We start from the raw sequence: 12,987 nt of genomic DNA, 5'->3' as shown, positions 1-12,987 counted from the left end.
AGCAACGTTGGATTAAAAATCAAAAAATTATCAAATGTTAATGTAATTGTTATTGCATTTTGTTTGAAAGTGATGTTAATTAATAACAAGCAAGTAGTCAACACCTGTTACAAATTAACAGGAAATAATAATTAACTTTTAAATCTACAGGATGAGGTATATCAGCATGAGCATTAAAAACCGTCACCAACCCACTTTAAATAGGAGCCTAATAGCAAAAACCGTCGCCGCTATTGTATGTGGCTATACCAGCTTTGGCGTTTTTGCCGCAGACCAAGCACAGACAGCAAATGACGACATAGAAACTATTGAAGTGCGCGGTATTGCCGCCAGTAACAAACAAGATATTAACAACAAACGCTTTAGTACTGGAGTAATGGATTCTATTACCGCGGAAGATATTGGTAAATTGCCTGATGTAACCATTGCCGATACGCTGCAACGTATCCCAGGCATACAAATTCGCCGCTCTGCGGGTGAGGGCTCAACCATTAACGTTCGCGGTATGCCGCAAGTAACCACTTTGCTCAATGGCGAACAATTCTTAAGTGCAGGTTCAATTACAACATTACAACCAGACTTCACTGATGTCCCAGCGGCGCTGCTATCAGGGATTGATGTGCTTAAATCACCTCAAGCCGACACCTTGGCCGGTGGCATTTCAGGTACTTTAGATTTAAAAACACGTAGACCATTTGATCTTGACCAAGGCACAACCTTCTCACTCACAGGAGAAGCAACCCGTGGTAGTTTATCAGAGCAAACCGACCCTAAACTGGTAGCCTTTGCCGGATATAACAATGACAAATTTGGCATTATTGTTACTGCCGCTTATGACGAAAGCACCTTAGCGAATTACCGTAATGGCACAATTTTAACCTCTTCAGAAGTGCAAAATGAAACCGACCGCGATTTTAACGGTGATGGCGATTTTAACGACAGCTTTTACAGCCAACGTTTTTATGGCGTGATGGACCGAGAAACAGAGCGTGATCGCCTTGGCCTAAACGCTACCATTCAATATCAAATTGCCGACACACTAACTTTTACTGGTGACTTGTTTTATACAAAAATGGATGACGCCGATCGTAAGCAAGGGGTGATGGTTGATAATGCCCGTGGTTCTATTTGGGCGTATTCTGATAACTTTATTCCTCGCTTAGATAATGATCGGGGCGGACAAATATACACAGTCAACGATGCTAACTTAAAAGTTCGTCGGGTTAGCGCCTACTCTGAAAGTTTAACTAACGACCGTGAATCAACCAATGCTAGCTTTTTATTCGAATACCAAGGTGATGGCCCACTCTCTGGTGAATTTAGGTATATTCATGGCTCTGCAGAGCGAAGCCATACTGAAAATGTGGCCCACGGCTTTTTAACCTCAGGCGCACAACATGGTTTATTAAAAAATCATGGTGATGGTATTACGCCAGTTAACCCCAATGGCTATGGCCCAGAAAAAGTTGATGTGAGCTTTTCTCGCAGCGGCGAATATTTAACCCTTGGTTTTGCAGAAGGCTTTGGTAATGATATAAGCCAATATAATCTCGTTTCAACCTACTCTGAAAATAACTTTGAAGAACAAGCCACACTTGATGTTGCCCGTATTGATGGCCATTATGCCTTTGAGACAGATCACCTACAGAATCTTGATTTTGGTCTGCGGGCATCAAAACGAGACGTAGAGCGCGAAACCTATATTCTCGTTGCACCATTTACCACCGGCAATATTAGTGCCGATGTGATGTGGAAAGATTCCGGTGCATCATTAGGTGATACCAATGGCGACGGTGAAAATAGCGTAGCAGGTGGTGATTTAACCATAGGAAAAACCAACTTCTTTAGTGATATGCCCGATGGTTGGGTCAACAAAGTCAATGGTTTAGGGCCAGGTGGCGCTGGGCATAGTTTTTACTTAATCGATCCTAAAGTAATGGACGATCCAATGGCATTTCAAAATGCAATTTACCCGGGTAACAAACGATTAGCTAATCCGTCACGTACTTACCAAGTAAAAGAACAAACTCAAACAGCTTACTTTAAAGCAAACTTTGCTGGTGAATTGGGTGATTTGAGCTATACCGCAAATATCGGCGCACAATATATTAAAACCGAACTCGACATGCTGCAAAATCAACTAGGCTCTGCGCGTCCTTGTTCGTTGTGTACTGCCAGTGAGAAAACCGGTGAAAAATGGTTAAACAGAGATTACTCAGATTTTTTACCATCAATGAACTTTAATTTAAACCTAACCGAAGATGTGATCCTACGTGCAGGTTACGGTAAAACAATGACCACGCTCGATATTGGAAAGCTTGCTGGTGGTATAAGTGTTGGTCGTACCCGAGCAGGAGATGTACTTGCCGCTGAGCTTGGAGTAAGCCCTGACTTATTAGTGGCAGTACAAGGTCGCCAAAATGGTAATCCTGATCTAGAACCATGGCGCGCAACTAACTATAACCTATCTGCTGAGTGGTATTTTAATGACAGCGGTTTATTAAGTATTTCAGCCTTTTTAATGGACATAGAGTCATTTGTTGAAAACGGTATTGTCATGCAAGGCTTGCCTGATATTGATGGCATTATTCGCCGTGAAGTACCTGTAACCACTGAAATAAATGGCCAAGGTGGTGACATAAAAGGTTTTGAAGTTGTTTATCAGCAAGCATTTGACTTTTTACCAGCGCCATTTGATGGCTTAGGCTCATCACTAAACTTTACTTATGCGCCAAGTGACAGCGCTAACGTTGATGTTTATGGCAAAAGTTTACCAATTCAAGATAACTCAGAAAAATCAGCCAATGCTGTACTTTGGTACGAAAAAGGTCCATTACAACTACGTCTTGCAGCTAACTACCGTAGTGATCGCTTAGACAGCTTAAGCTCGCCAATGGGCGAAGGGGTAATGCCATTTTGGACCGATAGCACTTTGTACTTTGATATGTATGCCGGCTATGAATTTGCTGAAGATATGAGCATTTATACCTCAGTGAGCAATCTAACCGAAGAAAAAGAAGATATTTACGCACAGTGGTCTGATCATGTGATCACCCAAAATATCTTTGAGCGTCGTATTACGTTTGGTATTCGTACCCGTTTTTAACGCTTAACAACACATTTGGCACACTTCTGCCCAGGAGATAAAAAGACTTAGCATTATTTAAATAAGCTTTTTTGCCAAATAGCAAACCAGTACAGCTAATTAAGCTGTACTGGTTTTTATACCTAAGTGGATTCATCTAGGCTGATTGCCGATAGTGATCAACAGCAAAACTAAATAAAACTTTGATCATAAAAAATAGACTCACCATCAAAAACCACGTTGGCAGCGATAAGTAAATCAACAAAAAGATGCCATAACACATTAAGTTTGCAGCAATAAAACCCTGGATTGATTTACCATGTAACGCATTAACAACAGATGCTGCCACTATTGTATATGCCCACATAAGCAGTGCAGTATCTAGTGGCTGTGAAAGTAACCACGCAATCACTATTATATGAACGTGAATGGCAATAAAAATCAGCCTATTTTTAGGACGCTTTGTGTAAAACTCATTGGTACCAAGAGTGAAATTAGCAATACATCCTGCTAATACGTCAGCAATTAATATAAAAGCTAAGATTGCTCGCCAATTATCGAGTTTAATCTCCGCAACCGAATAAATAACCCAACTGCCGACTAAAGCAAACAAAATAGTACCGGTGATCTCTAAAATCGATTGTTTTTCGCCAAACACTTCATGCAAAAATTCAGGGGTTTTAAAATACTTCATTGTTAAACATTTCCTTATTTAAATTAAATTAAATTTTTGAACAACGACTTTCCATGTTTTTAACTATGCAAGTAGGCGACAAGATAAGCACCACTAGCAGCCAACGAAATAACATTATCTATATAGACACGGCATTAATTAAAAAAACACCGTAAAGGTAGCAGGATATGCTCAGGGATCTGATCAGAAATCACATACTTTTTTGCATCAACTGTGACTTCAAATAAAAGATACTCTGAATTTCTGCCAATATAACGCTCACCTATATTTGGCGTTATCTTATATATATTTCCGGTAAGAGTAAGCTGACTAGAGGCTGATATCTTTTCAAACCCGCCGTAAGGGCTGAGATGACCCTCTACGTTGTGATCTTTTAAGTAGTCGTTTCGAGGATGGCCAAACCATATAGGTTCGACACGAATTTCACTACTTTGAAATAATTTATTTGCTTGATAATGAATGGGCTCAAAGCACTGCTTCTCTATTTTAATATCACTGCAACCACTGATAAATATCACGGCAAGTATTGTAGTATACTCAATGTATTGCATATCAACGTATTCCTTTACACACACTTGGAGTTAGCTATTGGCAGCACTGCAATACCAGCATTCTTTATAACTCACATTTGCGCTGACGCTGGAGCAAACATATATCAAGGATATCGTAACTGCCTGCAACTTCCAGTGTAATTTGATGAATATTGACGCTTAAACATGACCTCATTAGCAAAGACAACAACTATGTCTTTTTAGTGTTCAGAATTACTTTTCTTAATTACGAGACTTAATAGCAGCCTAGATTACTATTAAGCCATTAATATCTAAGACATTATTTTAAATAGCAGCTCTCTTACTGTGGCAGGTTCAAATGGCTTGTCACATATGGCGTCTACACCAGCTTGAGCAATATTAGCTAAATGAGTGTCGTTTGCCTCAGAACTCACCATCAAAATAGGAATATGCGAGTAAGCATTCGAGCTTCTTACGGTCTCCGTTAGCTCTTTACCATCCATTTCTGGCATATTGTAATCAGTAACAATTAAATCAAATGATTGGCTATTAAGGTGGTCAATCGCTTGTTTGCCATTTTCGGCTTCTACAGGCGCCGGTATTCCCATTCCAGCCAAGACCCTAATAATATGCTTGCGTGCAAAACGACTGTCATCAACCACAAGGACACGCAATAGCGTTACATCAAAATGTTCTAATTCAACTTCTTCTTCAGTAATAATATCTAATGTTGCCTTTAACGCTCGCGTAATTGCCTCAGCACTAAACGGCTTTGGTAAAATAGCTAATACCCCGGACTGCCTTAACTGTTCAAGATAGGTTTTATTGCGCTCTGTCGATACCAACATAAAAGCTTGATGCTCAATACCTGGGGTTACTCTGATTTTTTGCAATAAAGAATCAGCGCTACCGTCAGAAAAATACATGCTGCTAATGACCAAATCCGGCTGATAATTCTCCAGCATTGTTAACGTTTGCGCTTGAGAAGTAGCAGTTTCTATTTGTGTAACACCGCATTGAGTAAGTGACTTTATAATAAGCTTTTGCTGAACATCTGATGGCTCTACTAATAATATTGATAAATTGGCTATTGCTGTTAAGTCTTTCATTTACATCTCTTCAGTATTGCTATGTTTAATTAGTAACGGTTATTTTTGTAAAAATCAAAAATACAGTCATCGTGATTATGCTTTTTATGATCTTTTTTGCTAAATAAAGCGCGTATCAAGCTCGCGTTTAGTTACGTTGAATATAGTCTAATGCCGTCATTTTATGATAATTAACATTACAATGCATAACATGCGCAGGTTCTGGATCAACAATTTCGATTGGGATATCGTAACTGCGTGCCACTTCTAGCGCCATTTGAGTAATATTAACGCTAAACGAAGTGCCAATAAAAACGATTTTATCGGCATCAAGCATCCGCTGTTGTGCTTCGCTAATACGATAAAGCTCAGTGTAATATTCATCAAATAACAACACAAAAGGCTTTAAAGATTGATCCAGCACAGGCTGCTGGTTTTCGATGTTAAACAGCTCAAGCAGTGACTCATGTAAGCGGCTTTCGTCTACATTATCCCACGGTGTCGCATGCGCTTTCACATCATCACCTTGCTCATGAAACAAAGTCATTTTATCAAGCCGACCATGAATGGCGATATAGTTTTTATTGCCTGCTTTGCCATCTAGCCCGTCAATATTTTGTGTGATCAGGTTTTTATCGCTCAACCATTGATGAACTTCGTTAGGACCATGGTTACGGTAGGTGGCAAAGCGATGATAATACCAAGCTAAAAACTCACGCGGGTTGTTTACATACATAGCACGTGTAGCCATTTCCATTGGCGTATAGTTTTTACTACCAATAGTCCAAAACCCATCTTCACCTCGAAAGGTAGGAATACCGCTGGCGGCACTCACACCGGCTCCTGTTATATATAATGTATTCATAGCGTTCCCAATAAGCGCTAAACACACGTTTTATTTTTGCCTTGCTTCTTTGCTTGATAAAGCAATTCATCCGCTTTGTGCATCGCTTTATCAATCGGCACATCCGCAGTTAGTTTACTGATCCCCATGCTCACTGTAACAGCCAGCTGGTTTACACCAATATCTAAACGATTTTGTGATAAAGCATGATGAATATCGTTGGCAAATTGTGTCGCTTGTTGTTTATTTTTATGACGTAGAAAAAATAAAAACTCTTCACCGCCCCAGCGCGCCACCATATCATTTTCACTTAACTGAGCAACAAATAAATCAGCAAGGTGCTTTAGTACTTCATCGCCAACTGAGTGACCATATTGATCATTAATATCCTTAAAATTATCTACATCCGCAATAATGATACTCGCCGTTTGCTGCTGTGCTTCAAATTGCTCGAGCTCTTCCATAGCATAACGTCGATTGGGTAGGTTTGTTAAAGGGTCACGAGTCGCTAAATATTCATTTTTTTGAACAAGTTCAATCAAACGATGGCTGTACATTTGCCGAAAATATTCATAAAAGCCACTCAACAGAGCAACAATAATAAAAGAAGCAATAATGCGAATTGGAAAATAAACCGAGTAGCCGCTGTAAAATTTAAAGTAGCTCGATAAATAAAAGGCGCCAGTTACGCAAATTACAAAAATAATTAAATCAATGATTCCCCGTTTAAAACCACGCACAAAAAAAGTAACCGGAGATACAATAAAAATCCAAATCGGCCCAGTGCCATGGCTCCCACCTGTAAGTACTAAATAAATCATTAAAGCATATAAAGTATACAGAACAATTAAAGAGGAAATCTCAACTCTATCGCCAAGAAAAAAAGAGGAGGCAAATAAAGCCGATGAGCCTAATAAAGGATAAGCCAAAATAGGTTGATTATTAAACAAAGCTATCATCGCCATACAAAGCGTTGTTACCGTACCTATTGCGGCGAATAACCTAATAATAAGTTTTCGCTCGGCCATATCGGAATAGCTAATCATCAATACAATGCATCACTTATCAATAGTAAAGGCAATCTTTGCATGCAAAAACTGATTGTAAGATTGCACTAAAATTAAAATAATTAATCAGTTACCAGTTCAAATATAGTCTAGACATAAGATCATTGTAAAAGTGAAAGTAATAAATAGTTGCTAAAAGTAAGCTTACACGCGAATAACATCTTGGTATTACTAAGCTGAGCAAATAGGTTTTGCCATATCATTGCTTCAAAAAATCGGCTGCTCATTAGCAATAGCCTTCAGTCTTATCTAAGTTGCAACAGACTCGGTAAGACTGGAAATATTGCTAAAGCAAAGGATAAAAGTGGGTTCAAAAGTATCATTAAATAATCATACTTTATTTGTAAGCCCTGCGAAAAATCCTTAATAAGCGACGCTCATACGTTGATTAATATGCGTGGCATTTTGCACTTCATCCAGCATAGCAATCGCGTAATCAGTCACTGATATTTTGCTTTCACCTTATGCGAACGCTTCACCTTTGTATTAAGCAGGAAAGTCCGACGATAACACTAAAGTAACACCTGGTTCAGCTTCTAAACTACCTGCGCCAATCTACAGTGCACGAGTACAGCAACCTTACAGTGCGATTTAGCGTTGCACACAGTCTAATATTCATGCCTTACTTTACAAAAATAGCTGTTCTATTAAAGTAGCAAAACACAGAGAAAGTTTTGTTGGCAACCAGGGCGTGTTGTTCTTTGCGGTATAAAAAAAACAGCATGAAGATGAGGTATTATTGAATTCGCTAAAAACGTTACACCGAACCTTCATGGCAAAATTAATGTTAACAGACGGAAAATGGAATATCTTATCAAAAGTAATGTACTTAAATGGCCGGATTTATAATGAGCCCGACCATAGAAAAACACTCGAAGGCATACGGTATAAGATGCGCACAGGTATTCCATAAAGAGATTTACCTTCTTACTTTGGCAATTGGAGTGTTATCTACAGACGGTTTAATTTATGGTCCAAAAAAGGGATTTTGAATGAACTTTTTCACACATTATCTCATGATGCTAACATGGATTGGGTCTTTATTGATGGCAGTATCGTCAGGGCTCACCAACATAGTTGCGGAGCAAGAACCGCTGACAATGAATCAATAGGGAAGAGTCGAGATGGCAATTCTACGAAAATTCACCTTGCCATAAATAGCGGAAGATTGCCTGTTTATTGTGAATTATCCTGTTTCAATACGCATGATATCGTCCATTCAGAGTCACTCGTAGCCAATTATCCAACAAATAATGTGGTTGTCGCTGATAAAGGCTACGATAGTGAAAAAATGAGAGCGTTTATTCGTGATAATAACGCTACACCCGTTATTCTACGTAAGGACAACTGTTTAATCAGTAATGAAGATATTGACTGGTGTATGTACAAATATCGGCACTTGGTTGAGAATGCATTTGGCCGTATTGAGCAATATAGAGGGATAGCCACACGGTATGAAAAGCTTGAACGAAATTATCACTCAATGCGCGCTTTAGCATTTACTATGATATGGCTATCAATGCGGGCTGTTCAATATATGTACTGCAAAGATCAACAGCTCCCAGAATAATTCACATAGGATGAAATAAAAAAGACAACGTCGACATAGTTAGGCGATTAGGTTGACGAATACATGCAATTGATTTACATTGAAATTAAAAGGATTTAACTGCTAAAATGGCTAATTTTTAAATGAAGTAAAAAAATAAACATTTGTTATTAAAGCTTTACAGAGTGGCGCACTTCAGTGTTGAATATACGCTCAAAAGCATTTTAATGTAGCGAAAATCAAAAATATCGCTTTTTTATACAGTTACAACTTGGTTAAAGATATCTCAAATATGTCCAAAAACTCTCAAAAAATTGCCGAACTTCTCAGCTCATCCTTTGCGGAATCAAAATGGGAACAATTAATACATGAATATAGTAGCTCAAAGGTAGATCCTGTAACTTCTATAAGCGGCAAAGATTTTGACCATCAAGTTCGCAAACTCTCCACTATACTGCAGGAGTTGCCAGTTTCTAATCAAAGGGTTGTATTACTCCTTGATGCGGGCTTTAGTTTTTTAAACACGTTTATTTCATGTCTTTATGCTGGAATCACCGTTATCCCCTGTACAATTCCCGCTAATAAAAGTGATAAAACACGATTACAACGAATTTTACAAGACAGCCGATGCACCGCCATGATCATTCAAAACAGAGATGTAGCGGATTTAAAGCAAAGTTTTTCCAATCTTGATATTTATATTTATGAAGAACTCATGAATCAAGCCGAGCTTTGCCAGCCTGCCAAAGGATACTGCAACTTTATTAATGATATTGCTATTATTCAATACTCTTCCGGTTCAACTAATTTTTCTAAAGGGATATTAGTCACTGAAAAAATGATCATTGCAAACTATGAGGAAGTTGCTCCACGCTGGAATCTTAGTACTCAAACAAAATTTTTGTCATGGTTACCTCATTATCATGACATGGGACTGTTTGGAATGATCATTTATCCTTTGCTGTCTGGCTCATGGCTGATGCTGTTATCACCAAATGAATTTATTAAGCGACCATCACGCTGGTTAAAATTAATATCAGAATTTGAAGTGAATTTAAGCGGGGGACCACCGTTCGCTTACGAGCTGTGTACTAAATTCTGTTCGGATTCATTCGCCCAGAAACTGGATTTAAGCTGCTGGGAAGTCGCATTTTGCGGGGCCGATTATGTACCGAAAAATGTCGGCCAAATGTTTGTGAAAAAATTCACTCAAAGCCGATTTACTCCGAAATCCTTTTTTGCTTGCTATGGTCTTGCAGAAGTTGTTCTTTTCGCTGGTGGCGAGCCTGCACAGGAGCAAAGCTATTTGACCAATGAGAGTGATAGTGGTTTATTACCCTGTTACCTTGGAGAGCATCATCCTAATATCGCTATATTTGACCCTGAAACTAATCAGCCTTCAAAAGATGGCGAAGAAGGCAATATTTGTATTAGTGGTGACAGTATTGCAGCTAAATACTGCACTTCGGAAATTGAAACGCTTTTTTACGATAAAAAATGGCTAATAACAGGTGACTTAGGTTTTATCAGCAATCATTATTTGACGGTAACTGGCCGTGTAAAAGATATTCTTAAAATTAGAGGTAAAACAATTCACCCTATTGATTTAGCTATATCAGCTAATGAGCAGTTTTCAGCGTTAAATTACCACGCTTTTTTTATGCGAATGGAAGGCGAGGAAAACGAACTGACTTTTTCGATTGAGTGTTGGAACAGACAGTTACCAGAGGATCTGGTCATTGTTGAAGAAAATCTTCAAAGCCTTTTCTCTAAAAACTTCGGTATATTTGTCAAAAATATAGAGATATTGCCGAGAAATGCATTACCACGAACATCAAGTGGTAAAATAAGACGTTGGGCACCGGTATAGGTTTGTAATAATGAAAATTTCACTTGATAATTGTGTAAGTTCACAGAAAATAGCGCAAAAAATATTAACGTCAAATAAGATGTTTCCACCGTCGATTAAAGTCTATTTGATGAAATTGCAACAACAAGCTGATGTGGATTTCTCTAAACTCATTAATATCGTAGACAACTTTTTGAGCTTTATGTCAGGCGAAAAGCATAAAGAAATCAAAGTGGCTTTGGCGAAACCGATGGGGAAAACAAATTTACTCTCGTATAAAGAAACGATCCAAAAAATCGGGCAGGGACTTGTAGGTCCATTACAACAGCAGTGTGCAGACACTATTAATTTAGTTAAAGACATTGAGATCCCGCTGTTTCTAAATATTATCAAAGAGGTTTTTGGGTTTCAACCTGAAAATGATGAAGCCCTGCTAAAAGACATTAATATAGCTGTGCATATTATTGAACCTATGCAATCTATAAAAGTGTTATTGCAAATACAAAGCGCTTTTGAACGGCTCATCAGTCAAATTTCAAAACAAATCGCCTCACCGAAGTCAACGGGGCTGATGAAAGACATCCACAGTGCACTATCAAATACAAATATTAACGACGATTCAGTTGAGAAAATCGCTATTGTCATAACTAATCTACTTGTTGCATCTAGAACAACAACAGAAACATTGTCAAATATTATAATTGCAAACAAAAATTTAACTGCTAAGGAGCGTGAAAAGTTTTCGGATGTCGTCTGGGTCAAAGATAATCTATCTGATTTAGTACGCTTATGTGCATCAGCTGTCTACCTGACCAGAACAGCAAGTGAAGATGTGTGTTTTGATGAAATCAAATTTCAAAAAAATGACAATTTATTGATCCACGTACCTTCGACTAATCGAGATGATTCATATTATCAAAATTGCGATTATTCTAAGCTAGACAAGTCCCCAAAGCAGCGTAGTATTGCTTTTGGTGGCGGTATTCATCGTTGTCCCGGTGAGCAATTAGCGCTTATGACCTTAGCTGAAATATTACCGGTTTTATACCAAAATTTCCCTAATATTGAAGTAGACATAAAAAAAGCTGAATATATGCCAACTCGTTTGGCCATTCGTTTGATGTCTGCCCCCGCAGTTCTGAATCGAGTGAATAACTAGATCCAATTGAGAAAACTCTTATGAAGCTTATTGAACGACAACCATCCAAGTTTCTTGAAAACTCAAGGATGCTAATAATTACTGACACAGGTGAAGCTGAAACAGTATTACGCAACAAAGCATATACGATACCCAATTTGTACCAATTCCTTGAAAATCTTGAGAATGCCTCTGGTGAATCATTAGAAATGACGCGGTGCTTTGTTAATGTCGCCCCCTTTTTTTTAGAAAATGAAAGACACCAACTCATTCGTAAATTAGCCCTTGAGTTTTTCCACCACAAAAATCTCGCGAACTGGGAAGAGTTTATTTCTTACCAAATCAATGATCTGGTAAATGCAATTCCAAAGGGGCAAGAAATTGATCTTGTTCAACTTATCGCTTATCCACTGTTTGACCGTATTGGCCGACCTCTTTTAGGTGTTTACCCTAACGATTATAAAGCTTTTGATCGTCGTGCAACCGTACTTCAAAAGCTGGTCGAACCAATGCAATCAATCCGTAAGCTGAAACTGTTTGAAGAAGACGTCAAGCTGTTAGTGAGTATGTTACGTGAAGCGTCAAACAAGAAAAAGCCAGAAGCGATATATAACTGCGCACTCCCTGATTCATCATTTTTAGAGAGATTATTAGATAAACGTCCTCTAGATGAAACATCATGTTATGCTTTATCAATAGCAATGTTTGCCGCGTTGGCACCATTAGTCCAAACCACAGTAAATATGCTAGCACTTATTATATCTGATCTAAATGGTAAGCCTTTTGTCAAACAAGACTTTATTGATAACTTAGATAGTTTGATTCACTTAGCGACTGCGCCGAAATACATCCACAGAATTGCGAACGATAATAATTACATCGGGGAAAAATATATCGAAGAAGGTACAACTATACTAATTGATATTCAACAAACCTTTGATATCGATCCAAAAAAACCTGGTAGATTATCAAAACACTTCTCGTTTGGAGTCGGTGCGCATTTTTGTATTGGTGCCCAAATATCGAAAAAGATATTGAAAGAACTAATTCCCATTTTTTTCGAAAAATTTCCAAGTACAACGATTGTATCGTATGAAATAGATACTGATAACAGTATTGCTTATGCGTATAAAAATTTTATTATTAACCAAATTTAAGAGT

General features: G+C 38.2%; 9 protein-coding genes and 2 pseudogenes. 5 read left to right on the top strand and 6 right to left on the bottom strand.

What is annotated here, in order from left to right; translation table 11 throughout:
• Positions 1-166 precede the first annotated feature (166 nt).
• The gene (locus tag PVK79_RS07695) at positions 167-3,106 is read left to right on the top strand and encodes a TonB-dependent receptor (RefSeq protein WP_257326826.1); all 2,940 of its coding nucleotides are present in this window, start codon (positions 167-169) and stop codon (positions 3,104-3,106) included.
• Positions 3,107-3,242: 136 nt separating this feature from the next.
• Here the strand turns inward: PVK79_RS07695 and PVK79_RS07690 are convergent, their stop codons facing one another.
• The 6 genes and pseudogenes from PVK79_RS07690 to PVK79_RS07665 all read right to left on the bottom strand — a co-directional run.
• A complete protein-coding gene (locus PVK79_RS07690; RefSeq protein WP_145242050.1) occupies positions 3,243-3,779 on the bottom strand; it encodes a hypothetical protein in 537 nt (178 codons plus the stop codon).
• Between the two features lie 134 nt (positions 3,780-3,913).
• Positions 3,914-4,330: a hypothetical protein gene (locus PVK79_RS07685; RefSeq protein ID WP_182732112.1), complete on the bottom strand. Its 417-nt coding sequence runs from the start codon at positions 4,328-4,330 to the stop codon at positions 3,914-3,916.
• A 272-nt stretch (positions 4,331-4,602) separates the two neighbouring features.
• A complete protein-coding gene (locus PVK79_RS07680; RefSeq protein WP_145242054.1) occupies positions 4,603-5,400 on the bottom strand; it encodes a response regulator in 798 nt (265 codons plus the stop codon).
• Positions 5,401-5,527: 127 nt separating this feature from the next.
• Complete coding sequence (locus PVK79_RS07675; RefSeq protein WP_257326825.1) at positions 5,528-6,244, bottom strand: SIR2 family NAD-dependent protein deacylase; 717 nt, start codon at positions 6,242-6,244, stop codon at positions 5,528-5,530.
• Positions 6,245-6,261: 17 nt separating this feature from the next.
• Positions 6,262-7,251: a GGDEF domain-containing protein gene (locus PVK79_RS07670; RefSeq protein ID WP_257326824.1), complete on the bottom strand. Its 990-nt coding sequence runs from the start codon at positions 7,249-7,251 to the stop codon at positions 6,262-6,264.
• A 402-nt stretch (positions 7,252-7,653) separates the two neighbouring features.
• Positions 7,654-7,842, bottom strand: a pseudogene (locus PVK79_RS07665) (NAD(P)-dependent oxidoreductase); the annotation flags it as partial.
• A gap of 220 nt (positions 7,843-8,062) precedes the next feature.
• On the opposite strand from PVK79_RS07665, the pseudogene PVK79_RS07660 reads away from it, so the two are divergent.
• The 4 genes and pseudogenes from PVK79_RS07660 (at position 8,063) to PVK79_RS07645 (ending at position 12,983) form a co-directional block, all read left to right on the top strand.
• Positions 8,063-8,860: pseudogene (locus tag PVK79_RS07660) on the top strand (IS5 family transposase).
• A gap of 271 nt (positions 8,861-9,131) precedes the next feature.
• The gene (locus PVK79_RS07655) at positions 9,132-10,709 is read left to right on the top strand and encodes an AMP-binding protein (RefSeq protein WP_257326822.1); all 1,578 of its coding nucleotides are present in this window, start codon (positions 9,132-9,134) and stop codon (positions 10,707-10,709) included.
• Positions 10,710-10,719: 10 nt separating this feature from the next.
• Positions 10,720-11,847 (top strand): cytochrome P450, encoded by a 1,128-nt coding sequence (locus PVK79_RS07650; RefSeq protein ID WP_257326819.1) that lies wholly within the window; start codon positions 10,720-10,722, stop codon positions 11,845-11,847.
• Between the two features lie 20 nt (positions 11,848-11,867).
• Positions 11,868-12,983, top strand: a complete 1,116-nt coding sequence (locus PVK79_RS07645) for a cytochrome P450 family protein (RefSeq protein WP_257326818.1) — start codon at positions 11,868-11,870, stop codon at positions 12,981-12,983.
• Positions 12,984-12,987: the final 4 nt, after the last annotated feature.

The organism is Pseudoalteromonas rhizosphaerae, from assembly GCF_028885455.1.
GTDB classification, from domain to species: domain Bacteria; phylum Pseudomonadota; class Gammaproteobacteria; order Enterobacterales; family Alteromonadaceae; genus Pseudoalteromonas; species Pseudoalteromonas rhizosphaerae.
Note: the sequence above shows the minus strand (reverse complement) of the source record. Positions and strands in the feature narration are given on the sequence as shown.

Excerpts from the sequence above, each read along its gene's own strand:
- PVK79_RS07695 (WP_257326826.1), top strand. The coding sequence starts at position 167 with ATGAGCATTAAAAACCGTCACCAACCCACTTTAAATAGGAGCCTAATA.
- PVK79_RS07690 (WP_145242050.1), bottom strand. The coding sequence starts at position 3,779 with ATGAAGTATTTTAAAACCCCTGAATTTTTGCATGAAGTGTTTGGCGAA.
- PVK79_RS07685 (WP_182732112.1), bottom strand. The coding sequence starts at position 4,330 with ATGCAATACATTGAGTATACTACAATACTTGCCGTGATATTTATCAGT.
- PVK79_RS07680 (WP_145242054.1), bottom strand. The coding sequence starts at position 5,400 with ATGAAAGACTTAACAGCAATAGCCAATTTATCAATATTATTAGTAGAG.
- PVK79_RS07675 (WP_257326825.1), bottom strand. The coding sequence starts at position 6,244 with ATGAATACATTATATATAACAGGAGCCGGTGTGAGTGCCGCCAGCGGT.
- PVK79_RS07670 (WP_257326824.1), bottom strand. The coding sequence starts at position 7,251 with ATGGCCGAGCGAAAACTTATTATTAGGTTATTCGCCGCAATAGGTACG.
- PVK79_RS07655 (WP_257326822.1), top strand. The coding sequence starts at position 9,132 with ATGTCCAAAAACTCTCAAAAAATTGCCGAACTTCTCAGCTCATCCTTT.
- PVK79_RS07650 (WP_257326819.1), top strand. The coding sequence starts at position 10,720 with ATGAAAATTTCACTTGATAATTGTGTAAGTTCACAGAAAATAGCGCAA.
- PVK79_RS07645 (WP_257326818.1), top strand. The coding sequence starts at position 11,868 with ATGAAGCTTATTGAACGACAACCATCCAAGTTTCTTGAAAACTCAAGG.